The 24524-nt window shown below is 64.0% G+C and carries 18 protein-coding genes and 5 pseudogenes; 2 read left to right on the top strand and 21 right to left on the bottom strand.

Annotated elements, in window-relative coordinates; translation table 11 throughout:
* Positions 1-8: 8 nt before the first annotated feature.
* From rnhB to rpsB, 15 genes and pseudogenes are all read right to left on the bottom strand, one after another.
* A pseudogene (rnhB, locus tag BAY1663_RS02535) lies at positions 9-664 on the bottom strand (ribonuclease HII).
* Positions 664-1797 (bottom strand): lipid-A-disaccharide synthase, encoded by a 1134-nt coding sequence (gene lpxB, locus BAY1663_RS02530; protein ID WP_037037730.1) that lies wholly within the window; start codon positions 1795-1797, stop codon positions 664-666. The pseudogene rnhB and the gene lpxB overlap by 1 nt, the downstream one beginning before the upstream one ends.
* Before the next feature lies 1 nt (position 1798).
* The gene (gene lpxA, locus BAY1663_RS02525) at positions 1799-2575 is read right to left on the bottom strand and encodes an acyl-ACP--UDP-N-acetylglucosamine O-acyltransferase (protein ID WP_037037728.1); all 777 of its coding nucleotides are present in this window, start codon (positions 2573-2575) and stop codon (positions 1799-1801) included.
* The gene (gene fabZ, locus BAY1663_RS02520) at positions 2572-3012 is read right to left on the bottom strand and encodes a 3-hydroxyacyl-ACP dehydratase FabZ (protein ID WP_037037726.1); all 441 of its coding nucleotides are present in this window, start codon (positions 3010-3012) and stop codon (positions 2572-2574) included. The genes lpxA and fabZ overlap by 4 nt, the downstream gene beginning before the upstream one ends.
* Positions 3013-3112: 100 nt before the next feature.
* Positions 3113-4171 (bottom strand): UDP-3-O-(3-hydroxymyristoyl)glucosamine N-acyltransferase, encoded by a 1059-nt coding sequence (gene lpxD, locus BAY1663_RS02515; RefSeq protein WP_037037724.1) that lies wholly within the window; start codon positions 4169-4171, stop codon positions 3113-3115.
* 1 nt (position 4172) lies between these two features.
* Positions 4173-4676 carry an OmpH family outer membrane protein gene (locus BAY1663_RS02510; RefSeq protein WP_037037767.1) on the bottom strand — a complete coding sequence of 168 codons (504 nt, stop codon included), beginning with the start codon at positions 4674-4676 and terminating at the stop codon, positions 4173-4175.
* Positions 4677-4724: 48 nt separating this feature from the next.
* Positions 4725-7074, bottom strand: a pseudogene (gene bamA, locus BAY1663_RS02505) (outer membrane protein assembly factor BamA).
* Between the two features lie 68 nt (positions 7075-7142).
* Positions 7143-8494: pseudogene (rseP, locus tag BAY1663_RS02500) on the bottom strand (RIP metalloprotease RseP).
* A gap of 63 nt (positions 8495-8557) precedes the next feature.
* Positions 8558-9748: a 1-deoxy-D-xylulose-5-phosphate reductoisomerase gene (gene ispC, locus BAY1663_RS02495; RefSeq protein ID WP_164838422.1), complete on the bottom strand. Its 1191-nt coding sequence runs from the start codon at positions 9746-9748 to the stop codon at positions 8558-8560.
* The gene (locus BAY1663_RS02490) at positions 9745-10560 is read right to left on the bottom strand and encodes a phosphatidate cytidylyltransferase (protein WP_037037722.1); all 816 of its coding nucleotides are present in this window, start codon (positions 10558-10560) and stop codon (positions 9745-9747) included. Before BAY1663_RS02490 ends, ispC begins: the two co-directional genes overlap by 4 nt.
* Entirely contained in the window at positions 10554-11315 is a 762-nt protein-coding gene (uppS, locus tag BAY1663_RS02485) for a polyprenyl diphosphate synthase (RefSeq protein WP_037037721.1), read from the bottom strand. Before uppS ends, BAY1663_RS02490 begins: the two co-directional genes overlap by 7 nt.
* 145 nt (positions 11316-11460) lie before the next feature.
* Positions 11461-12018, bottom strand: a complete 558-nt coding sequence (gene frr, locus BAY1663_RS02480; RefSeq protein ID WP_037037719.1) for a ribosome recycling factor — start codon at positions 12016-12018, stop codon at positions 11461-11463.
* A complete protein-coding gene (gene pyrH, locus BAY1663_RS02475; RefSeq protein ID WP_037037717.1) occupies positions 12015-12758 on the bottom strand; it encodes a UMP kinase in 744 nt (247 codons plus the stop codon). The genes frr and pyrH overlap by 4 nt, the downstream gene beginning before the upstream one ends.
* Before the next feature lie 200 nt (positions 12759-12958).
* The gene (gene tsf / locus BAY1663_RS02470; RefSeq protein ID WP_037037716.1) at positions 12959-13822 is read right to left on the bottom strand and encodes a translation elongation factor Ts; all 864 of its coding nucleotides are present in this window, start codon (positions 13820-13822) and stop codon (positions 12959-12961) included.
* A 126-nt stretch (positions 13823-13948) separates the two neighbouring features.
* On the bottom strand, positions 13949-14689 hold the full coding sequence (rpsB, locus tag BAY1663_RS02465) for a 30S ribosomal protein S2 (protein ID WP_037037714.1): 741 nt from the start codon (positions 14687-14689) through the stop codon (positions 13949-13951).
* Positions 14690-15084: 395 nt separating this feature from the next.
* Here rpsB and map point away from each other — a divergent pair.
* Positions 15085-15866, top strand: a pseudogene (gene map / locus BAY1663_RS02460) (type I methionyl aminopeptidase).
* Positions 15867-15907: 41 nt separating this feature from the next.
* Positions 15908-18610, top strand: a complete 2703-nt coding sequence (locus tag BAY1663_RS02455) for a [protein-PII] uridylyltransferase (protein WP_037037712.1) — start codon at positions 15908-15910, stop codon at positions 18608-18610.
* Positions 18611-18667: 57 nt separating this feature from the next.
* Here the strand turns inward: BAY1663_RS02455 and BAY1663_RS02450 are convergent, their stop codons facing one another.
* The 6 genes and pseudogenes from BAY1663_RS02450 to BAY1663_RS02425 form a co-directional block, all read right to left on the bottom strand.
* The gene (locus BAY1663_RS02450; protein ID WP_037037710.1) at positions 18668-18997 is read right to left on the bottom strand and encodes a Na+/H+ antiporter subunit G; all 330 of its coding nucleotides are present in this window, start codon (positions 18995-18997) and stop codon (positions 18668-18670) included.
* A gap of 10 nt (positions 18998-19007) precedes the next feature.
* Positions 19008-19277 carry a K+/H+ antiporter subunit F gene (locus BAY1663_RS02445; RefSeq protein WP_013982324.1) on the bottom strand — a complete coding sequence of 90 codons (270 nt, stop codon included), beginning with the start codon at positions 19275-19277 and terminating at the stop codon, positions 19008-19010.
* A complete protein-coding gene (locus BAY1663_RS02440; protein ID WP_013982323.1) occupies positions 19262-19762 on the bottom strand; it encodes a Na+/H+ antiporter subunit E in 501 nt (166 codons plus the stop codon). Before BAY1663_RS02440 ends, BAY1663_RS02445 begins: the two co-directional genes overlap by 16 nt.
* A complete protein-coding gene (locus tag BAY1663_RS02435; protein ID WP_037037708.1) occupies positions 19759-21258 on the bottom strand; it encodes a monovalent cation/H+ antiporter subunit D in 1500 nt (499 codons plus the stop codon). Before BAY1663_RS02435 ends, BAY1663_RS02440 begins: the two co-directional genes overlap by 4 nt.
* The gene (locus BAY1663_RS02430) at positions 21255-21584 is read right to left on the bottom strand and encodes a Na+/H+ antiporter subunit C (protein ID WP_037037706.1); all 330 of its coding nucleotides are present in this window, start codon (positions 21582-21584) and stop codon (positions 21255-21257) included. Before BAY1663_RS02430 ends, BAY1663_RS02435 begins: the two co-directional genes overlap by 4 nt.
* Positions 21584-24375 (bottom strand): annotated as a pseudogene (locus tag BAY1663_RS02425) (monovalent cation/H+ antiporter subunit A). The gene BAY1663_RS02430 and the pseudogene BAY1663_RS02425 overlap by 1 nt, the downstream one beginning before the upstream one ends.
* Between the last annotated feature and the right edge of the window lie 149 nt (positions 24376-24524).

Raw genomic sequence — 24524 nt, 5'->3', positions numbered from 1 at the left:
TCAGAGCCTCAGGCTAGAGGAGATGGATCAACGAGCAGGACGTTGCCCGGCAGGCTCGCCTCCACGGCGGCCCGTTCGAGCAGCTCCCGTACCGGCGCAAAGGAACGTCGGTGGATCGGCGTCGGCCCCAGCTGGCGCAGCGCCTCGAGATGGCTGGGCGTCGGGTAGCCCTTGTGCCCGGCCAGGCCATAGCCGGGATAGCAGAGATCCAGCGCCTGCATCTCGCGGTCGCGGCTGACCTTCGCCAGGATCGAGGCCGCGGCGATGGCCGGAACCTGGCCGTCGCCCTGGATCACCGGCGCGCTGGGGACGTTCAGGCGGGGACAGCGGTTGCCGTCGATCAGTGCCAGCCGCGGGGTGACGCTCAACCCCTCCACCGCGCGCTGCATCGCCAGCATGGTCGCATGCAGGATGTTCAGCCGATCGATCTCTTCCACCTCGCACGCGCCACGTACCAGGCCAGCGCCTTCTCGCAGATCTCGTCGAACAGCGCTTCGCGGCGCGCCTCGCTGAGCTTCTTCGAATCGTTCAGGCCGATGATCGGCCGTGCCGGATCGAGGATCACCGCCGCGGTGACCACCGGCCCGCAGAGCGGCCCACGGCCGACCTCGTCGACGCCCGCCACGAGCTCCTCGACCAGGTTGAAATCGAGCCCGAACTGCATCAGCGGACTCCCACCAGGCGCAGCACGGCATCGGCCGCCTGACTCGAGGCATCGCAACGCAAGGTGCGATGGATGCTGTCGAAGCCCTCGGTCTGGACCTCGCCACCATCCAGCAACGGTGACAACGCCTGGGCCAGCGCCTCCGGCGTCGCCGCATCCTGCAGCAGCTCGGGGACCAACAGGCGCTGCGCCAGCAGGTTGGGCAGCGCCACGTAGGGGCTCTTCACCAGGCGCCGGAGAATGCGGTAGGTCAGCGGCGCCACGCTGTAGGCCACCACCATCGGCCGCTTGAACAGCAGCGCCTCCAGCGTTGCCGTGCCGGAAGCGATCAGCACCGCGTCGCAGGCGGCCAGCGCCTCATGGGAACGGCCGTCGAGCAGGGTCAGCGGCAGGTCCCGCGTCGCCAGCATCTGCTCCAGCTGCAGCCGCCGCTCGGGACTGGCGCAGGGCATCACGAAGCGGATACCGGGGCGCATGGCCCGTAGTCGCTCGGCGGCACTGAGGAACAGCTCACCCAGACGCGCCACTTCCCCGCCACGGCTGCCGGGCATCAGCGCCACGACCAGCCCCTCCTGCGGCAGGCCGAGCTCCCCGCGGGCTGCCGCACGATCGGCGCACAGCGGAATGGCATCGGCCAGCGGATGCCCGACGAAGCGCACCGGCACCTGATGGGCATCGTAGAACTTCGCCTCGAAGGGAAACAGTGTGAGCATCAGGTCGCAGGCTTCGCGGATCTTCAGTACCCGTTTCTGCCGCCAGGCCCAGACCGAAGGGCTGACATAGTGCACGGTCTTGATGCCGGCGCGCCTCAGCTTGAGCTCCAGGCCCAGGTTGAAATCCGGTGCATCGATGCCGATGAAGACGTCCGGGCGGACCTCGACCAGCGTTTCCACCAGTCTTCTGCGCCGGGCCAGCAACTCGGGCAGCCGGCCGAGCACCTCGACCAGCCCCATCACCGCCAGGCGCTCGAGCGGAAAATAGGACACCAGCCCCTCGGCCTGCATGCGCGAGCCGCCGACGCCAATGAACTCGACGTTTCCATGCTGGGCCTTGAGTGCCTGCATGAGCCCGGCGCCGAGGATGTCGCCGGAGGACTCGCCGGCAACCAGCGCGACCCTGAGCGGCCGGTTCATCTCAGCGGGTGATGCCACGGGTGGAGGCCTGGATGGAATCGCGGAACAACGCGACCTCGGGGAATGCCTGCGCGCTCTCGGCCAGTTCGGCGAGCGCTGCTTCCACTGTCAAACCCTTGCGGTAGACGGTTTTATAGGCACTGCGCAAGGCATGCACGGCTTCGTTGCTGAAACCCCGTCGACGCATGCCTTCGAAATTCATGCTGCGCGCTTCCGCCGGGTTGCCGAAGACCGTCACGAATGCCGGCACGTCCTTGCCGATGGCGGTGCCCATGCCCGAGAAGCTGTGGGCGCCGATATGGCAGAACTGGTGCACCAGCGTGTAGCCGGACAGGATCGCCCAGTCGCCCACGTGCACGTGCCCGGCCAGTGCGGTGTTGTTGACCAGGATGCAATGGTCGGCGATCACGCTGTCGTGGCCGATGTGCGCATAGGCCATGATCAGGTTGTGATTGCCGATGGTGGTTTCGGAACGATCCTGGATCGTTCCGCGGTGGATGGTGACGCCCTCGCGGATCACGTTGTGATCGCCGATCACCAGCCGCGTCGGTTCCCCCTTGTACTTCAGGTCGGGCGTGTCCTCGCCGACCGAGGAGAACTGATAGATGCGGTTGTGCCGGCCGATGCGGGTCGGCCCCTTGATGATCACGTGGGAAGCGATCACCGTTCCCTCGCCAATTTCGACATCCGGCCCGATGATCGACCAGGGCCCGACCTGGACGTCATCCGCCAGCCGGGCCGCAGGATCGATGATGGCGCGAGGGTCGATCAAACTCATATTTCCTGTTCCGCGCAGATGATCTCGCCCGAGCAGACCGGCTTGCCATCGACGCTGGCCCGACAATCGAACTTCCAGATGCCGCGCTTGACACTGAGGAAGGTCGCCTCGAGCACCAACTGGTCACCAGGGCGCACCGGCTGGCGGAAGCGCAGCTTGTCGGAGCCGACGAAGTAATACAGGGTGCCATCGGAAGGCCGGACGCCCATCATCTTGAATCCGAGCAAGCCGGCCGCCTGGGCCATCGCCTCGATGATCAGCACGCCCGGCATGATCGGGTGCTGCGGGAAGTGTCCGTTGAAGAACGGCTCATTGATGGTTACGTTCTTGTAGGCGCGAATGCGCTTGGCCTCGGTATCCAGCTCGACCACCCGGTCGACCAGCAGGAACGGGTAGCGGTGAGGCAGGTATTCGCGAATCTCGTTGATATCCATCATGTCAGGAAAGAGCCTGTAAAAAAGTATAGGGCTGCCTGCGCCAGAGCTTGCGCCAACATCGCCAGGCGTTACCCCGAAAAAACCGGATCAGACGGTGAGTTCAGGCATCAGAAGCCGGATTCTGGGCCTGGGTCACGGCAGCCAGGCTTTTTTCCAGCTGCTGCAGCCGCCGAGCCATGTCATCCAGCTGGCGAATGCGCGCGGCGCTTTTTCTCCAATCGGCGGCATTCTGCATCGCGGTCCCCGAGGAATAGCTGCCTGGCTCACTGATGGAACGCGTGACCATGGTCATCCCGGTGACGAATACGTTGTCGCAGACCTCGATGTGACCCACCATGCCGACCCCGCCCGCGATCATGCAGTTGCGTCCGATCTTGGTGCTGCCCGAAATCCCCACACAACCCGCCATCGCGGTGTTATCGCCGACCTGCACGTTGTGCGCGATCATGATCTGGTTGTCCAGCTTGACGCCGTTGCCGATCAGGGTATCGGACAATGCGCCGCGGTCGATCGTGGTATTGGAGCCGATCTCGACATCGTCACCGATCCGGACGCCGCCGATCTGGGCGATTTTCTGCCACGCGCCCTTTTCCTTGGCGAAGCCGAAACCCTCACCGCCGATCACCGCACCCGACTGGATGACCACGCGCTTGCCGATCACCACATCGTGATAGAGCGTGACCCGCGGCGCCAGCCGCCCACCCTCGCCGATCCGGCTGCGCGCACCGATGAACGACTGTGCGCCGACCACTACGTCCGCGCCGATGCTCGCGCCCGACTCGATGACCGCGTAGGCGCCGATACTGGCCGAAGGATGAACCTCCGCGTCGGCCGCTACCACCGCGGTGGGATGAATCCCGCTGGATGCCGCGGGACGGGTCTCGAACAGGTGCGAGGCATGGGCGTAGGCGAGGTAAGGATCGTCCACGACGATCGCCGCGCCCTCATGGCCCTGTGCATCGGCAGGCGACAACAGCACCGCAGCCGCCCGGCTGGTCGCGAGGTACTTGCGATACTGGCTATTGGCAAGGAAGCTCAGTTGGGTAGGGCCGGCTTCCTGCAAGGTCGCGAGCCCGTCGATGGGCTGGGCGGCATCGCCGCGCAGGCTACCACCCAGCTCTTCGGCCAGTTGGCCAAGCGTAAGGACTGCGCCGGACATATCAGCGCAGCTGGTTCATGCGCTCGATGACTTGGCGGGTGATGTCGTACTGCGGCTTGACATCGACCACGGCACCGCGCTCGAGCACCAGATCATAGTTGCCTTTCTTGATGACCTCTTCCACCGCCTGGTCCAGCTTGGGCTTGAGCTGCTTGAGCATGTCCCGGTCGGCGACGGCCTTGGCCTCGTTCAGCTCCTTGGACTGGAACTGGAAGTCACGCGCCTTCTGCTTGAATTCGAGTTCGAGGCGCTCGCGTTCGGCCTGTTGCATCTTGTCGCCATCCTTGACCAGGCGGTCCTGGATGCGCTTGGCATCGCTTTCCAGCGTCTTGAGCTTGGTCAGCTGGGGGCCGAACTTCTTCTCGGCATCCACCGCATAGCGCTTGGCGGCATCGGATTCGAGCAGTGCCATCTGGTAGTTCATGACCGCGATCTTCATCTCGGCGAACGCGGGGGTCGCCACCAGTGCGGCAACGACGAGGAACAGTTGAGTCAACTTACGCACGGTATACACCACTCCTGAAAGAAAGCACTGCAGCATGACGCTGCAGCGTTAGAACGTTTGTCCCAGCGAGAACTGGAAGACCTGGGTATCGGCATCGTCCGGCTTGACCACCGGCATCGCCAGGCTGAAGCTCAGCGGGCCCATGGCGGTAATCCAGGTCAGGCCGACACCGACCGAACTGGCCATGTCGCCGAAGTCGATATCGCTGCAGTTCTCCGAGCCGGACGGGCAGTTGGTGTCGAATACATTACCAACATCCCAGAACAAGGAGGTGCGCAACGAGCGCTGGTCCTTGACGAACGGCATCGGGAACAGCACTTCCAGGCCACCCTGGATCAGCACGTTGCCACCGAACGGCAGCGGATCCTGATCCGGATCGGCGATGGTTCCCGGCCGCGTTCCGTCACTCGGCGTACTGCGCGGGCCGAGGCTGCTGTCCTCGAAGCCACGCACCGAGTTGAAACCACCGGCGTAGTAATGCTCGTAGAACGGCAGGCGCGAGGTCGAGCCGTAGGCGTCGCCGTAGCCCAGGCGGGTATGCATGCGCAGGGTGTAGTCCTTGCTCATCGGCACGAACAGCTGGCCGTTGTAGTCGAGTTTGTAGAACGACAGGTCGCTGCCCGGGATGGTGGTTTCGAGGACCAGGCTCTGCGAGTGGCCACGGGTGGCCAGCACGCCGCGGTTCAGGGTCGATTCCGACCAGCCCACCGAGGCCTTGAAGTTGAGGAAGCTGTCGCCCTCCTCTTCCATGAAATCGAAGATCTCGTCGACGGTGTAGCGACCGGTATCCAGGTCGTCCTGCTGGATCGACAGGCCGAACGACAGACGCGAGGTCTCGCTGATCGGATAGCCGATGTTCACGCCCGCGCCCAGGCTGTCCACCGAATAGCTGGACACGTCGTAGTCCAGTTCGTCGTAGTCGGTGGTGCGGTAGAAGGCGTTGTAGCCGAGGCTGACGCCGTCTTCGGTCCAGTAGGGGTCGACGAAGCCGAAGTTGTAGCGCGACTGGTATTCACTGCGGGTCAGGCCGAGCGATACCCGGTTACCGGTACCGAGGAAGTTGTTCTGGCTGATCGAACCACCGAGGATGAGACCGGCGTTCTGGGCGAAACCGATACTCGCCATGATCGAACCGGAGGGCTGCTCCTCGACGCTGTAGTTGACGTCGATCTGGTCGTCGGTGCCCGGCACCTGCGGCGTCTCGACGTTGACTTCCTTGAAGAAGCCGAGGCGCTCGAGGCGGACCTTGGACTGGTCGATCAGATAGGTCGAGGCCCAGCCGCCTTCCATCTGGCGCATCTCGCGGCGCAGCACTTCGTCTTCGGTCTTGGTGTTGCCGCGGAAGTTGATGCGGTTGACGTAGGCGCGCTTGCCCGGGTCCACCACGAAGGTGATGGACACCGTATTGTCCTCGTCATGGGCCTCGGGCACACCGTTGACGTTGGCGAAGGTGTAGCCCTCGTTACCCAGGCGGCGGGTGATCAGTTCGGAGGTGGTGGTCATCACCTTGCGCGAGAAGACCTGCCTTGCTTGGCCAGCAGCAGCGCCTCGATCTCTTCCTGCGGGACCTTGAGGTCACCGCTGAGCTTGACGTCGCGAACGGTGTAGCGCTCGCCTTCGTCGATATTGACGGTCACATAGACGTCTTTCTTGTCCGGCGTGATGGATACCTGGGTCGAGGTGATATCCATGTTGATGTAGCCGCGGTCCAGGTAATAGGAGCGCAGACGCTCGAGGTCACCGGAGAGCTTCTCGCGCGCGTACTTGTCGTCGTTGCGGAAGAAGGAAAGCCAGTTGGTGGTCTTGAGCTCGAACAGGTCGACCAGATCCTCGTCCGGGAACACCGTATTGCCCACCACGTTGATGTGCTTGATGGCGGCGACCGAGCCTCGTTGATCTTGATCTTCAACGCCACCCGGTTGCGCGGCTGCGGAACCACCTCGGTTTCGATGGTGGCGGAGTAGCGCCCCTGGGCCACGTACTGGCGCTGCAGTTCGTTACGCACGCCTTCGAGCGTGGCGCGCTGGAAGATTTCGCCTTCGGCCAGGCCGGACTGCTGCAGACCGGACAGCAGGTCCTCGGTCTTGATCGCCTTGTTGCCCTCGATTTCGATCGCCGAAATCGAAGGACGCTCGACCACACTGATGACCAGCACGTTGCCGTCGCGGCCAAGCTGGATGTCTTGGAAGAAACCGGTTTTGAACAGCGCGCGCGTGGCATCTACCAGACGGTTGTCATCGGCCGACTCGCCGACGTTCAGCGGCAATGCGCCGAATACGCTGCCGGCGGAGACCCGCTGCAACCCGTTGACCCGAATGTCGGAAATAGTGAAGGACTCAGCGTGAACTTCGGCAATCATCAATGCGGAAATAACCGCAGGTAGCAGCAGACGTTTCATGAAGTCCTTTCTTGTTCAAACCTGATAAATGAGCCGGCGCCTGGAGCGGCGACACTACGGATTCAGTGTTACAGGCGGCCAAGATCATTGACCAGCGCAAGCAGCATCACCCCTACTACCAGGCTGATGCCGATCTGCACTCCCCACCCTTGAACCCTCTCCGACAGAGCGCCCGCGGACCCACTCGACCAGATAGAAGAGCAGGTGCCCCCCATCAAGCACCGGGATAGGCAGTAAATTGAGAACCCCCAAGCTTATGCTCAGGTAGGCGAGGAAATTCAGGAAGTCCCCGACACCGGACTGGGCAGAAGCGCCCGCCACTTTAGCAATGGTTATCGGGCCGCTCAAGTTTTTTACCGAGAGCTCCCCGAAGAGCATTTTCTTCAGGGAATCCAGGGTCAGAAGGCTCATGCTCCAAGTGCGCCTGGCCCCTTCCTGGACCGCTTCGAGCGGCCCGAAACTGACCTTGCGCAGCATCTGCGCCGGCCATTCGCCCGCTGCGACCCCCGCCCCCCAGATAACCACGGCGGGCCTCGCCCTCTCCGCGTGAAGCGAGGGTCAGGGACAGCTCCAGGCGCTGGCCGTCACGCTCGATCGCCAGCGCGGCCGGCTGCCCCGGCAGCCGTTTCACCACATCGATGACCTGCTGCCAATCCTCCAGCGGTTGCCCGTTCAGGTCGAGCAGGCGATCGCCGAGGCGAATCCCGGCCGCCTGCGCGGGCCCCTCCGGATCGAGCTGCGCGATGACTGGCGCGATCTGCGGCCGCCACGGACGAATGCCCAGCGAGGTGATCGGATCGGGCTCCTCGACACCCTTCAACCAGTTCCGCAACGGAATCTGCAGGTGCCGCTCAGCGGAACCATCGAGCTCGCGCACCGCCAGGTCGAGGCTGCCACTTTCACCCAGGCGCCGGACCAGTTGCAGGTTGACTTCCGCCCAGCCGTTGACCGGCTTGCCGTTGACCGCGACGATCTCCTGCTCGGCGACCAGCCCGGCCTGCGCGGCGAGGCTGCCGGATTCCACCGCACCGACGACCGGGCGCACCTGCTCGCTGCCGAGCATCGCCAGCAGCCAGAAGAACACCAGAGCGAGCAGGAAATTGGCCAATGGCCCGGCCGAGACGATGGCGAAGCGCTGGCGTACGCTCTTGCGATTGAACGCACTGCCGAGCAACGCAGGGGGCACCTCGCCCTCACGCTCGTCGAGCATCTTCACGTAGCCCCCCAGGGGGATCGCCGCGATCACGAACTCGGTGCCGTGGCGATCATGCCAGCGCACCAGCGGGCTGCCGAAGCCGACCGAGAAGCGCAGCACCTTCACGCCGCAGCGCCGCGCCACCCAGAAGTGGCCGAACTCGTGAAAAGTGACCAGCACCCCGAGTGCAACCAGGGTGCCGACGATCATATAAAGCGCGCCCATTCGATCCTCCGGCCTAGAGCCTGCTGCCGTTCCGTTGCGAACCGCGACGAATTCCCAGCAGCCCTATCGCCCGTGGCGACCCAGCCACTGCCCGGCAAGCTCCCGGGCCCGGCTGTCCGCCATCAACACATCTTCGAGACAACGGGTCGCAACCGACGCCTCACGATTCAATACGTCGTCGATGATACTCGCGATCTCGGTGAAGCGGATGCGTCGATTGAGAAACGCCTCCACCGCCACCTCGTTCGCCGCATTGAGCATCGCCGGCGACGTGCCGCCCGCCTGCGCCGCCGCCCGAGCGAGGCGCAGGCAGGGAAAGCGCCGATCGTCCGGCGCCTGGAAGTCCAGCCGGCCGATGCGCAACAGATCCAGCGCCGAAACGCCGGAATCGATCCGCTCGGGCCAGGCCAGCGCATGGGCGATGGGCGTGCGCATGTCCGGATTGCCCAGCTGCGCGAGCACCGAGCCGTCCACGTAATCCACCATGGAATGGATCACGCTCTGCGGATGGACCACCACCTCGACCTGGTCGGGGCGCGCATCGAACAGCCAGCAGGCCTCGATCAGCTCGAGCCCCTTGTTCATCATGCTCGCCGAATCCACGGAGATCTTTCGCCCCATCGACCAGTTGGGATGTGCGCAGGCCTGCTCCGGAGTCACGTGCTCGAGCTCGGCAGACGCGACCTCACGGAACGGCCCGCCGGAGGCGGTCAGCAGTATCCGCCGCACGCCGACAACCGGCAGGCCCCGGGAATAATCCGCCGGCAGGCACTGGAAGATGGCGTTGTGCTCGCTATCGATGGGCAGCAGCACCGCGGCGCTGTCACGCAGCGCCTGCATGAACAGCCCGCCCGACATCACCAGGGCTTCCTTGTTCGCCAGCAGCACACGCTTGCCGGCCTGCACCGCGGCGAGCGTGGGCCGCAGCCCCGCCGCGCCGACGATGGCAGCCATCACCACGTCGACATCCGGATGCCCGGCCACTTCGCTCAGGCCGCCCTCGCCGCTGAGCACCCGCGTATCCAGGCCATCGCCGCGCAACTGCGCCTGCAGCGCCCGCGCCTGCTCGTCGTCACCCACCACCGCATAGCGCGGCCGATGCGCCAGGCAGAGGGCACGCAGTTCGGCAATGCGGCTGAAGCCGGTCAAGGCGAAAACGCCATAGCGCTGCGGATGACGGGCGATGACATCCAGCGTGCTGAGCCCGATCGACCCGGTGGCGCCCAATACGGTTATCTGCAAGGGTCGAGTCACAGTACGCCCCATCCGGCCAGCCACAGCAGCACGACGAACAGCGGAATCGCCGCGGTGAGACTATCGATGCGATCCATGACCCCGCCATGGCCGGGCAGCAACTGGCTACTGTCCTTGATGCCGGCGCTGCGCTTGAACATGCTCTCGGTCAGGTCGCCGATGACCGACACCAGCACCACCAGCGCCGCACCCAGCAGCGCAAGAATCAGCTCGCGCGCGGACCAGCCACGGTAGATGCCCACCGCTAGCGTGACCAGCAGGCTGGTCAGCAGGCCGCCGATCACCCCCTCCCAGCTCTTGCCGGGGCTGACCTGGGGCGCCAGCTTGCGTCTGCCGAAGGTCTTGCCGGAGAAATAGGCGCCGATGTCGGCGACCCATACCAGAACCATCACCGCCAGGATCAGCCAGTTGCCCAGCGCCCACTGCTTGAGCAGGACCAGTGCCTGCCAGGCCGGCAGCAGGATCAGCAGCCCAATCAGCAGGCTGCCGGCGGAGCCGCCCCAGAAGCGGCTGCTTTGCGGGTAGGTGAGCACCAGATAGGTGGCGGCCAGCCACCAGAGCACCGCCAGTGCCAGCAACCAGGGCGCCAGTACCGGAAACCGATAGAGCACGCCAAGCAGCACGACGACCAGCAGCGCGTAGCCGACCCGCATCGCCTGGCTGGCGAACCCGGCCAGGCGCGCCCATTCCCACGCCCCCAGGGCCACGACCAGACCGATGAACAAGGCGAAGGCAAGCCCGTGGAGCAGGAAGAATCCTACGATCGCGATGGGCAGGAGGATTGCCGCAGTGATGATTCGCTGTTTCAGCATTCGGCCTTGACCTCGCTTTCGACCTGTTCGCCGGTCTTGCCGAAGCGCCGCTGCCGCGTAGCGAAATCGGCCAGAGCCTTGCGCATGGCGACATGCTTGAAATCCGGCCAGTACAGATCGGAAAAATACAGCTCGGCGTAGGCGAGCTGCCAGAGCAGGAAATTACTGATGCGTCGCTCGCCGCCCGTACGGATGCACAGATCCGGCAGCGGCATATCGCCGGTCGCCAGGCAGCTCTGGAACAAGGCAGGCGTGATCTCGGCGGGATTGAGCCGCCCCGCCTGCGCTTCGGCGGCCAAACGCTGGGTCGCCTGGAGGATGTCCCACTGCCCGCCGTAGTTGGCGGCGACCTGTAGCACGAAGCGGTGGTTGCCGGCGGTCATTTCCTCGACCTCGCGCATGGCCGCCTGCAGTTCGGGATGAAAACGCGAGCGATCGCCGATGATGCGCAGGCGAATGCCGTTCTCGTCGAGCTTGCGCGCCTCGCGGCGCAACGCCGAGAGGAACAGCTCCATCAGGGCGCCCACCTCATCGGCGGGCCGCTGCCAGTTCTCACTGGAAAACGCGAACAGCGTCAGCACCTCGACACCGGAGTCGGCGCAGACCTCGATCACCGCGCGCACCGCGTCGACGCCGGCCTTGTGCCCGGCCACACCGGGGAGTAGACGCCTTTTCGCCCAGCGATTGTTGCCATCCATGATGATCGCTACGTGACGGGGTAGGTTCCGTCCGGCAATCTGCCTGACCTTTTCCATGAACAACTCTACTTGCGCTAGAACACGCTGCAAACAAAAGACAAAGCTGCAAGCGGCAGCTTCAGGGCATCCCGCCTCCGTTGCGCCGCGAGCCGGCAATGAAGCGAACTCGACGAACACGCCACGGAGGCATCCGATGCAGGCCTTATACGGCCATCAGGTCGGCTTCTTTGGCCTCGAGAGCCTTGTCGATCTCGGCAACGAACTTGTCGGTTAGCTTCTGGACGTCATCCTGGCCGCGACGTTCCTCGTCCTCGCTGATTTCCTTCTCCTTGACCAGGTCCTTCAGCTGCGCCAACGCATCGCGACGAATGTTGCGCACCGCGACGCGGGCGTTCTCGGCCTCGGCACGGGCCTGCTTGGTATAGCCCTTGCGCGTCTCTTCGGTGAGCGCCGGCATCGGCACACGGATGGTGGTGCCGGCGGTTGCCGGGTTCAGCCCCAGATCGGAGGTCATGATGGCCTTCTCGACCGCCTGGATCATGCTCTTGTCGAAGACGGTCAGCGCCAGGGTGCGCGAATCTTCCGCCACCACGTTGGCCACCTGGCGCAGCGGCGTGTCGGCGCCGTAGTAGGACACCATCACGCTGTCGAGGATGCTCGGGTGCGCCCGGCCGGTACGGATCTTGGCGAAGGCGTAGTCCAGCGACTCCAGGCTCTTCTTCATGCGCTCCTGCGCGTCTTGCTTGATCTCGTTGATCATTGGTTCGCTTCCTCGATCAGTGTTCCTTCGGCGCCGCCGAGCACGATGTTCAGCAGGGCGCCGGGTTTGTTCATGTTGAAAACGCGCAGCGGCATGGTGTGATCGCGGCACAGGCAGATGGCGGTCAGGTCCATCACGCCGAGCTTGCGATCGAGCACTTCGTCATAGGTCAGCTGCGCGAACTTCTCGGCATTGGGGTCCTTGAACGGATCGGCAGTGTAGACGCCGTCGACCTTGGTCGCCTTGAGCACCACATCGGCCTGGATCTCGATGGCACGCAGGCAGGCCGCCGAATCGGTGGTGAAGAACGGATTGCCGGTACCGGCGGAGAAGATCACCACTTCGCCGGACTTGAGATGACGCATGGCCTTGCGGCGGTCGTAGTGATCGGTCACGCCGACCATGGAAATGGCCGACATCACCAGCGCGGGGATGTTCGAGCGCTCCAGCGCATCACGCATCGCCAGGGCGTTCATCACGGTCGCCAGCATCCCCATGTGGTCGCCGGTCACCCGATCCATGCCCGCTGCGGAAAGCGCCGCGCCACGGAACAGGTTGCCACCGCCGATCACCAGACCGACCTCGACACCGATACCCACCAGTTGCCCGACCTCCAACGCCATGCGATCGAGCACCTTGGGATCGATGCCGAAGTCTTCGGAGCCCATCAGGGCCTCGCCGCTTAATTTGAGCAGAATGCGTTTATAGCGAGGATTGCGTGCACTCATCTGCTGAGCCATTGGCGTGTAATCTCCTGCGGCGTGCTATGACTAGAACTGGATTGATCAGACAAAAAAATATCTGCGCTTTGACAACGCAACGCTGAGTTGGTGCCAGGCGAAGACTATAACGTGACAGAAAAAACAATTCCGCCGCCCCATTCGACAAAGAGGCCGCGCGCGTAAGCGGGCAGCCTCTTCATCAGGACGACAGAGCGACCTTACTTCTTGGTGGCGGCCACCTGGGCAGCTACTTCGGCAGCGAAATCGACTTCGGCCTTCTCGATACCCTCGCCCACTTCGTAGCGAACGAAGGAAACGATTTCGGCACCGGCCTTCTTCGCCAGCTCGCCGACCTTGACTTCCGGGTTCTTGACGAACGCCTGCTCGACCAGGCTGGCCTCGGCCAGGAACTTGTTGATACGGCCCTTGACCATGTTCTCGACGATGTTCTCCGGCTTGCCGGCGATCTTGTCGGCGTTGAGCTGCATGAAGATTTCCTTCTCCTTGGCGATCAGCTCTTCGGACACGTCGGAGGGGTTCAGCACGGCCGGGTTGCTGGCCGCCACATGCATGGCGATATCCTTCGCCAGCTCGGCATCGCCACCCTTCAGGGTAACCAGCACGCCGATGCGATGGCCGTGCAGGTAGGCACCCACCACCTCGCCTTCGACGGCGGTCAGGCGACGGATGTTGACGTTCTCGCCACACTTGGCGACCAGGGCTTCGCGGGCGGATTCGCGGGAAGCGATCAGCGGGGCCACTTCGGTCAGCTTCTGCTCGAAGGCTTCGTCCAGGCTTTCCTTGACGAAGGCCTTGAAGTCATCCTGCAGAGCCAGGAAGTCGGTCTGCGAATTGACTTCGATGATCAGGCCACGGCCACCTTCGACGCGAACGGCGATCGAGCCTTCGGCGGCGATGTTACCGGACTTCTTGGCGGCCTTGATGGCACCGGAGGCACGCATGTCGTCGATGGCCTTCTCGATGTCGCCGTTCGCGGCAACCAGTGCTTTCTTGCACTCCATCATGCCCTGGCCGGTACGCTCGCGCAGTTCTTTGACCAAGGCTGCAGTGATTTCTGCCATGTAGGGAATCCTCTCGATTGGTTTCTAACCATTCACCCACGGACTCGGGTGATCAATTCGCAAGAGACAAAAAGGGGGCCTAGCCCCCTTTTCGTTTATCGGGTGTCACGCTGCAGTGCGTCGCACTCAGCCCTGAGCCGCTTCGGAAGCCACTTCCTCGACGAACTCGTCGGCACCGCTGGCGCCGTTCTGGCGACCACGCAGGACGGCATCGGCCATCGAACCCAGGTACAGCTGAACGGCGCGGATGGCGTCGTCGTTACCCGGGATGATGTAGTCGACGCCTTCCGGGCTGCTGTTGGTATCGACGATGCCGATGACCGGGATGCCCAGCTTGTTGGCTTCGGAGATGGCGATGCGCTCGTGATCGACGTCGACGACGAACATGGCGTCCGGCAGGCCGCCCATGTCCTTGATACCGCCCAGGCTGCGCTCGAGCTTCTCGAGGTCGCGGCTGCGCATCAGCGCTTCTTTCTTGGTCAGCTTCTCGAAAGTGCCGTCCTGGGACTGGGTTTCCAGCTCGCGCAGACGCTTGATGGAAGCACGGATGGTCTTGTAGTTGGTCAGCATGCCGCCCAACCAGCGATGATCGACGTACGGCGAACCGCAACGCGCAGCTTCTTCGCGAACGATCTTGCCAGCGGAACGCTTGGTGCCGACGAACAGGATCTTGTTCTTGCCTGCAGCCAGTTTCTCAACGAAGCGCAGGGCGTCGTTGAACATCGGCAGGGTCTTTTCCAGGTTGATGATGTGGATCTTGTTGCGCGCGCCGAAAATGTACTTGTCCATTTTCGGATTCCAGTAACGGGTCTGGTGGCCGAAGTGCACACCGGCCTTCAGCATATCGCGCATGGTGACTTGAGACATGATAAGTCCTCGAATAAGTCGGGTTAGGCCTCCACGCGTCCCGATATCCAACTCTTTCGAGCACCCAGGATACCGTGTCGACACGTGTGTGGGGTTCAAGCGCAACGGGTAGTCCCGTCGAGCGGCGCGTTTTATAGCACAGAAAGCAGCCACAAGCTACAAGCTGGAAGCTGGAAGCTGGAAGCTGGAAAGGGTTCGGAACGGCGCAAAGGCCGTCAAGCCTATCGGGGCGACGGGGCGGCTCCTGCAGGAGCGAGCCATGCTCGCGAACACTGGCCACGCAAGAGCGTCGCGGGCATGGCTCCTGCCCATGTCCGCCGGCCGCTTCCAGCTTCAGGCTTCCAGCTTCAAGCTGCTAACATACCGCCCTTCCCTTTCGTGCCCGAGAGCTTGCAATGACTGTCACCATCAAGACGCCCGAAGACATCGAGAAAATGCGCATCGCCGGGCGGCTCGCCGCCGAAGTGCTCGAGATGATCGGCGAACACGTCAAGCCTGGCGTCACCACCGAAGAACTGGACCGCCTTTGCCATGACCACATCGTCAACGTGCAACAGGCGATTCCGGCGCCCCTCAACTACAAGGGCTTCCCCAAGTCGATCTGCACTTCGATCAATCACGTGGTCTGCCACGGCATTCCCAACGACAAGCCGCTGAAGGATGGCGACATCCTCAACATCGACATCACCGTCATCAAGGACGGCTACCACGGCGACACCAGCAAGATGTTCCTGGTCGGCAAGACGCCCGAATGGGCGCAGCGGCTCTGCCAGATCACCCAGGAGTGCCTATATAAAGGTATCGAACTGGTGCGTCCGGGCGCCGCCTGGGGGATATCGGCGAGGTGATCCAGAAGCACGCCGAAAAGAACGGTTTCTCGGTGGTGCGCGAATACTGCGGCCACGGCATCGGCAAGGTCTTCCACGAGGAGCCGCAGGTCCTGCACTACGGCCGCGCCGGCACCGGCCTGGAGCTCAAGGAAGGCATGACCTTCACCATCGAGCCGATGATCAACCAGGGCCGCGCCGAGACCCGCCTGCTCGGCGACGGCTGGACCGCCATCACCAAGGACCGCAAGCTGTCGGCGCAATGGGAGCACACCATCCTGGTCACCGCCGACGGCTACGAGATCCTCACCCTGCGCAGCGACGACACCATCGCACGCACCTCCGCCTGAGCCAGGCCCCACTCGATCGCGGTACCACGGGAGGATTTCGCATGCCCCAGGTTGATCCGGAACTGTTCGATCCCAGCCAGTTCCAGGCGGAACTGGCGCTCAAGGCAAGCCCCATTGCCGCGTACAAGAAGGCCATCCGCCAGGCCCGGCAGGTGTTGGACGAGCGCTTCAGGAGCGGCCGCGACATCCGCCGCCTGATCGAGGACCGGGCCTGGTTCGTCGACCAGATCCTGTACTCGGCCTGGAGCCGCTTCGATTGGGACAAGGGTGCCGACATCGCCCTGGTGGCGGTCGGCGGCTACGGCCGCGGCGAGCTGCACCCCTATTCCGACATCGACCTGCTGATCCTGCTCGACGACAACGACCAGGAGGTTTTCCGCGATTCCATCGAGGGCTTCCTCACCCTGCTCTGGGACATCGGCCTGGAAGTCGGCCAGGCCGTGCGCTCGGTCGCCGAATGCGCCGAGCAGGCCCGCGCCGACCTGACCGTCATCACCAACCTGATGGAAAGCCGCACCATCGCCGGTCCGGAACACCTGCGCCAGGCCATGTTGAAGGTCACCAGCGTGCAACAGATGTGGCCGAGCAAGGAGTTCTTCCTGGCCAAGCGCAACGAGCAGCGCGCGCGCCACTCCAAGTACAACAACACCGAATACAATCTCGAGCCCAACGTGAAGGGCTCGCCCGGCGGGCTGCGCGACATCCAGACCATCCTCTGGATCGCCCGCCGCGAGTTCGGCACGCTGAACCTGCAGGCCATGGTCGACCAGGGCTTTCTCACCGAGGGCGAGCACAGCCTGCTGACGGCCGCCCAGGAATTCCTCTGGAAGGTCCGCTACGGTCTGCACATGCTCGCCGGGCGTGCCGAGGACCGCCTGCTGTTCGATCACCAGCGCGCCCTCGCGGCCCTGCTCGGCTACGAGGACAGCGACGCCAAGCTGGCCATCGAGCGCTTCATGCAGAAGTACTACCGGGTGGTCATGAGCATCGCCGAACTCGGCGACCTGGTCGGCCAGCATTTCGCCGAAGTGATTCTCTGGGAAGGCGACTCGAGCCCGGCGCAGCCGCTCAACAGCCGCTTCCAGGTACGCGACGGCTACCTCGAAGCGAGCAGCCCGACGATCTTCAAGCGCACGCCGTTCGCCATCCTGGAAACCTTCGTGCTGCTCGCCCAGCACCCCGACATCCAGGGCGTGCGCTCCGACACCATCCGCCTGCTGCGCGACCATCGCTACCTGATCGACGATGCCTTCCGCCAGGACCTGCGCAACACCAGCCTGTTCATCGAGCTGTTCAAGTGCAAGGAAGGCATCCACCGCAACCTGCGCCGGATGAACCGCTACGGCATTCTCGGGCGCTACCTGCCGGAGTTCGGCCACATCGTCGGGCAGATGCAGCACGACCTGTTCCACATCTACACGGTCGACGCGCACACGCTGAACGTCATCAAGTACCTGCGCAAGCTGACCAAACCGGGCGTCGCCGAGAAATACCCGCTGGCCGCCAAGCTGGTCGAGCGGCTGCCCAAGCCGGAACTGATCTATATCGCCGGGCTGTATCACGACATCGCCAAGGGCCGCGGCGGCGACCATTCGGAACTGGGCGCGGTGGATGCCGAACAGTTCTGCAACCGCCACAAGCTGCCGGCCTGGGATACCCGCCTGGTGGTCTGGCTGGTCGAGAACCATCTGGTGATGTCGACCACCGCGCAGCGCAAGGACCTCTCCGACCCGCAGGTCATCAACGACTTCGCCCAGCGGGTGGGCGACGAGACGCACCTGGACTACCTCTACGTGCTGACCGTGGCCGACATCAACGCCACCAATCCGACGCTGTGGAACTCCTGGCGCGCCAGCCTGCTGCGCCAGCTCTACACCGAGACCAAGCGCGCCTTGAAGCGCGGCCTGGAGAACCCGCTGGAGCGTGAGGAACAGATTCGCCAGACCCAGCGGGCGGCGCTCGACCACCTGGTGCGCAACGGCACCGACCCGGACGACGCCGAACAGCTCTGGACGCAGTTGGGCGACGACTATTTCCTGCGCCATACCGCGACGGACGTCGCCTGGCATACCGAGGCGATCATCGAGCATCCGGACGATGGCGGGCCGCTGGTGCTGATCAAGGAGACCACTCAGCGCGAGTTCGAGGGCGGCACCCAGATCTTCATCTACGCGCCCGACCAGCACGACTTCTTCGCCGTGACCGTGGCCGCCATGGGCCAGTTGAACCTGAACATCCATGACGCGCGCATCCTGACCTCGAGCAGCCAGTTCACCCTCGATACCTATATCGTGCTGGAGGCCGACGGCAGTCCGATCGGCAACAATCCCGAGCGCATCGAGGAGATTCGCCAGGGCCTGATCGACACCCTGCGCAACCCGGACGAATACCCGGCCATCATCCAGCGCCGCGTGCCGCGCCAGCTCAAGCATTTCGCCTTCCCACCGCAGGTCACCATCCACAACGACACGCAGCGGCCGCAGACCATCATCGAGATCGTCGCGCCGGACCGCCCCGGCCTGCTGGCGCGGGTGGGCCAGCTGTTCCTGGCCTTCGACCTGTCGGTGCAGAACGCCAAGATCGCCACCCTGGGCGAGCGCGTGGAGGACGTGTTCTTCGTCACCAACGCCGACAACCAGCCGCTATCCGACCCGCAGCTCTGCGAGCGCCTACAGCAGGCGCTGATCAAGGAGTTGCAGCAGGAGAACGAGCAGCAGCCCTCGCCGAGCAGTTTCGCGATCTGATACCCGCCGGCAGCGCTTTTCGCAAAGGAGTCGCTCGTCGAAGCGGAGCGCCGGCCGTCAGTCCCAGGGCTTGCCGCGGGTCTGTTCGACGGTGGGCAGTTTCTGCTGCATCGCCGCCTTGGACAGCATGTGCGCGCTGACCGGGGCGGTAATGAACAGGAACAGGGTGATCAGCAGTTCATGCAGGCTCAGGCCCGCGTCCCGGCTGCTGAAGAAGATCATCGAGGCGATGACGATCCCGCCGACGCCCAGCGTGGTGGCCTTGGTCGGCCCATGCAGGCGGGTGTAGAAGTCCGGCAGGCGATACAGCCCGATCGCACCGATCAGCGCGAAGACGCTGCCGATGACCAGGAACACGCAGACCAGCAGTTCGATCCAGAAGGGCATGGCGTTTTCCTCAATCGATGATATCGCCGTGCAGCAGGTGCTTGCCCACCGCCACGGTACTGACGAAGCCCATCACCGCGATCAGCAGCGCCGCCTCGAAGAACAGATCGGATGCGAGCCAGATGCCGAACAGCACGATCAGCGCCAGGGCATTGATGTACAGCGTATCCAGCGCCAGCACCCGGTCGGGCATGTCCGGGCCCTTGACCAGGCGCACGACGTTGAGCACCGCGGCCAGGCCCAGCAGCGCCAGGCAGAAAGGGATCACGTACGCGAGCATTCGAAAATCTCCAGTAGCGGCGCTTCGTAGTTGCGTTTCACATCGGCCGCGACCTCGTCGGCATCCGGCGCATCCAGCGCATGCAGGATCAGCAGCTTGTGGTCCGCGCTGAGCCCGGCGGACACGGTCCCGGGGGTCAGCGAAACGATGCTGGTCAGCGTGGCGAGGACGAACTCGTTCTCGATCGCCATCGGAACCACGATGAACGCCGGCTTCAGGCGGCTTTTCGGCCCGAGCACCAGCTTGGCCACGTGCACATTGGCGACCACGATGTCGTAGAACACCTTGAGCATGAACAGACACAGCTTGAACGGCTTGCGTACCCGCGGCACCTCGATCAGGAAGCCCCGCACCAGCAGCGGGATGGCCCAGCCGAGGAACAGCCCCAGCAGCAGATGGGCGAAGCTCAGCGTATTGTTCAGCAGCAGCCAGATCAGCGTGAGCAGCAGCGTCAAGGCTGGATTGGGTAACCAGCGGGCCTTCATGCCTCACCTCCGCGGATGATGTCCAGATAGGGCGCCAGATCGAGCAGTTGCGCGGCGGTGGCCTGCACATAGGCCTGCAGCGGCTGCGCCGCGACCACCAGCACCAGGCTGCCGAGCAGCAGCCCGAGGGTGGCCAGTACCCGGACCGGATCGGCAGCCAGGCCGCTGGCCGCTTCGCTGGGACGCCAGAACACCAGGCTGCCGGAGCGGCTCAGGGCGATCAGCATGCCCAGCCCGCCGACCAACACCACGGCCCAGAGCGCCACCGCTTCCGGCCCCGGGGCGACGGCGCGCAGCAGCATCAGCTTGCCGAGGAAGCCCGAGAAAGGCGGCAGACCGGCCACCGAGATCGCGCCGACGAAGAACATCGCCCCCAGCAGCAGCGGCTGGCGCAGGGCCGGCGCGGTGACCAGGTCGGTGCCGTACTCGCCGCGCTGGCGGGCGATGAGATCGGCCAGCAGGAACAGCGCCCCCGCGATGAGGGTGCTGTGGATCAGGTAATACAGGGCCGCGGCCAGACTCTGTTCGCTGCCGATGGCGACCCCCGCCAGCAACGTGCCGACCGAGGCCACCACCAGGTAAGCCAGCAGCACCTGCAGATTGCGTGCGGCCAGCGCCCCGATCACTGCCGCCCCCAGGGTGAGCAGCGCCAGCGGCCAGAGCCAGACCATGACCAGGTTGCTCAGCTCGCCGGCCTCGCCGCCGAAGATCAGCGTGAATACCCGCACGATGGCATACAACCCGATCTTGGTCATGATCGCGAACAGCGCGGCAACCGGCGCAGTGGCCGAGGCATAGGCCCGCGGCAGCCAGAAATACAACGGTATGACTGCCCCCTTGAGGGAGAAGACCACCAGCAACAGATACCCCGCGGCCGCCACCAGCGGCGCCTCGCTTGGACCGACCTGACTTACGCGCAGCGCCAGATCGGCCATGTTGAGCGTGCCGAGCAGGCCGTAGAGCATGCTCACCCCGATCAGGAACAGCGAAGAGCCCAGCAGGTTCAACACCACGTAATGCATGCCCGAACGCACCCGCCGCGGGCCATGGCCGTGCAGCAGCAGCGCATAGGAGGAGATCAGCAGAATCTCGAAGAACACGAAGAGATTGAACAGATCGCCGGTGAGGAACGCACCATTGATGCCCAGCAACTGGAACTGGTACAGCGCATGGAAGTTCGGCCCGCGCTCGTCATCGCCGCGGCAGGCGTAGAGCGCGGCGAAACCGGCCAGCACGGTGGTGACCAGCAGCATCAGCGCGCTCAGGCGATCGAGCATCAGGATGATGCCGAATGGCGGTTGCCAGTTGCCCAGCGCATAGGTGCGTAACTGGCCGTCACCCGCGAGCAGCAGCAGCCAGAGGGCAACCGGCACCAGCGCCCAGGTGGCCGCCAGCGAAAGCAGGCGCTTGGCCGGCTTGCCCAGGCGGTGGAACAGCAGCAACGCCGCGCCCGTGAACAACGGCAGGAGGATCGGCAGGATCAAGGCATGCTTCATTTGCTCGGCTCCTGCCCATCCACATGGTCGGTGCGTAGCTCGCCGATGCTGCGCAGCGCCAGCACCACCACGAAGGCGGTCATGGCGAAGCCAATGACGATGGCGGTCAGCACCAGCGCCTGCGGCAGCGGGTCACCGTAACTGCCGCTCTTGCCGATCACCGCCGGCACCCCGGTCGCGAGCCGGCCCATGGAGAAAATGAACAGGTTGACCGCATAGGAGATCAGCGTCAGCCCCATGACCACCGGAAAGATCCGTGCGCGCAGCAACAGATAGACCCCACTCGCCGTCATGACCCCCAGGGTGATCGCGAATAGCGCCTCCATCACACCACCTCCTTGCTGGACTCGTCCTGACTGACGTGACCGATATTGGAAAGAATCAACAGGGTCGCGCCCACCACCACCAGATATACCCCCAGGTCGAAAAGCATCGCCGTCGCCAGCTCGAACTCGCCGATCAGCGGCAGATGGAAATGATCGAACGCCGACGTCAGGAACGGATAACCGAAGAGCCAGCTGCCCAGGCCGGTCAGCCCGGCAATCAGCAAACCAGCCCCGCTCAGGGTGTGATAGCTGAGCGGTTGGCGCTCCTGGGCCCAGGCCACCCCGTGCGAAACGTACTGGAGAATCAGCGCCACGGCGGTGATCAGGCCGGCGATGAAGCCACCTCCCGGTAGATTGTGCCCACGCAGAAAGATGAACACCGAGATCAGCAATGCCATTGGCAGCAGCGTCCGGGCCAGCGTATCCAGCACCATGGGATGCTTATCGGTGGACCAGAGCCGCCCGGCGTAGTCGCGAACCGGGTGCGGCAGGTGCAACCCGTGCAACAGGCCGTAGATCGCCACGCCGGCGATGGCCAGGACACTGATCTCGCCCAGCGTATCGAAGCCACGGAAGTCGACCAGAATCACGTTGACCACGTTGGCCCCGCCACCGCCGGACACGCTGTTCTCCAGGAAATAGGCGGCGATGCTGTCGTACGGGCGGGTCAGCACCGTGTACGCCAGCAAGGCGACCATGGTGCCGCAACCGCCGGCCAGCAGCAGATCCCTGAAACTGCGCAAGCTGCTGGACTCGGCCGGGGTGCGATCCGGCATGAAGAACAGCGCCAGGATCAGCAGGATGATCGTCACCACTTCCACGGACAGCTGGGTCAAGGCCAGATCCGGCGCCGAGTAGCGGGCGAAGAGCAGTGCACCATGAGCCCGGCGACACTCAGCACCATCAGCGCCACCAGCCGGCGGCGGTGGAACAGCACGGTGAGCAACGAGGTGAGAACAAGGATAGCCATGCCCAGCACCGTGATAGCGTCCAGCGGTGTCAGGGCCACCGTGCCGTGCAGCGACGCCAGCGGCGTCAGTGCGAACACCACCAGCACCAGGCTGCTGATCAGCATGAGCGCGATGTAGCGCTGCAGCGAACCGTTGTCCAGCAGGCAATTGATGTAACGGGCGGCCAGCGTCAGCCCACCGATGAACCGTTCGAAGACCTCCAGGGAGTCGACCGAAGGCAGCCCGTCATACCAACGGAATGCCCACTTGCGCAGCGAGTAGATGACAATGCCGCCGATCAGCGCGACGAAGCTCATGGCCAGCGGCAGGTTGATGCCGTGCCAGATCTTCAGGCTGTACTCGGGCACGTTGCCGTTCAAGGTGCCCGACACGGCGGCGGCCAGCAGCGGCCCCACCGTGAAGGCAGGCAACATGCCCACCAGCAGGCAGAGCAGCACGAGAATCTCCACCGGAATCTTCATGTAGCGCGCCGGCTCGTGCGGTGGGTATTTCGGCAGGTCGATGGGCTCGCCATTGAAGAACACGTCGTGCACGAAGCGCAGCGAATAGGCCACCGAGAAGGCGCTGGCCAAGGTCGCCACCGCCGGGATGGCCCAGTAGAAGCTGCCGAGCAGATGCTGTTCGAGCGTTTCGGCGAAGAACATCTCCTTGCTCAGGAAGCCATTGAGCAAGGGCACCCCGGCCATCGCCAGCGAAGCCACCATGGCAAGCGCCGCGGTGTGCGGCATGTACTTCCACATGCCATTGATGCGGCGCATGTCACGGGTGCCGGTTTCATGGTCGATGATCCCAGCCGCCATGAACAACGAGGCCTTGAAGGTCGCGTGGTTGATGATGTGGAAGATCGCCGCCACGGCCCCGAGGCGCGAGTCCAGGCCGAGCAGCAGGGTGATCAGCCCCAGGTGGCTGATGGTCGAGTACGCCAACAAACCCTTGAGATCGTGCTGGAACAGCGCCATCACCGCGCCCAGCAGCAACGTGGCCAGGCCGGTCATGCTGACCAGGTAGAACCACCACTCCGATTCCGCCAGCGCCGGATAGAGCCGCGCGAGCAGGAATACCCCGGCCTTGACCATCGTCGCCGAATGCAGGAATGCCGAGACCGGCGTCGGAGCCGCCATCGCCTGCGGCAGCCAGAAATGAAACGGAAACTGCGCCGACTTGGTGAAGACGCCGAGCAGCACCAGAATCAGGGTCAGCGGGTACAACGCGTTGCCCCGGATCAGATCGCCCGCGGCCAGCACCGCGCTCAACTCGAAGCTGCCGACGATATGACCGATCAAGAGAATCCCGGCCAGCAGCGCCAAGCCACCGCCGCCGGTGACCGCCAGTGCCATGCGTGCGCCCTGCCGGGCATCGGCACGGTGGTTCCAGTAGCCGATCAGCAGGAACGACGACAGGCTCGTCAGCTCCCAGAACATCAGCATCAGCAGCAGGTTCTCGGACAGCACCACGCCGAGCATGGCGCCCATGAACAGCAGGAAGAAGCCATAGAAGCGCCCCATCGGGTCCTTCTTCGACAGGTAGTAGCGGGCGTAGAGAATCACCAGCAGGCCGATCCCGAGGATCAGCAGGGCGAAGAGGAAACCCAGGCCATCGAGCCGCAGGCTGAGGTTCAGACCCAACTCCGGCAACCAGTCGGAATGGGCGATTTCGGTCTGGCCGGCGAATACCTCGGCCCGCTTGGACAGCAAAAGAACCAGCGCCGCCAATGGCGCCATGGCCGCGCCGAATGCACAGGCCGAGCGCCCGAAGCGCTCCAGCAGCAGGGGCAGGAAGATGCCCAGAAATGGCAAAGCGATAATCAGCGCAAGCGCCATGAACGAGACCCCTTAAGCCACCGATTCGGAGGCATTCTTATCCTTGGCAGGCAAAGCAACTGCCTGAAGCAGCACACAAATGTGCGCCCGATTATCCATACGGATGATGCTGGCGTCATGAATTCATGTATTTCGAAAAACGAAAGGCG

It is taken from the genome of Pseudomonas sp. BAY1663 (assembly GCF_000582595.1).
Classification (GTDB): domain Bacteria; phylum Pseudomonadota; class Gammaproteobacteria; order Pseudomonadales; family Pseudomonadaceae; genus Stutzerimonas; species Stutzerimonas stutzeri_AF.
This window is presented reverse-complemented; position numbering and strand designations above follow the sequence as displayed.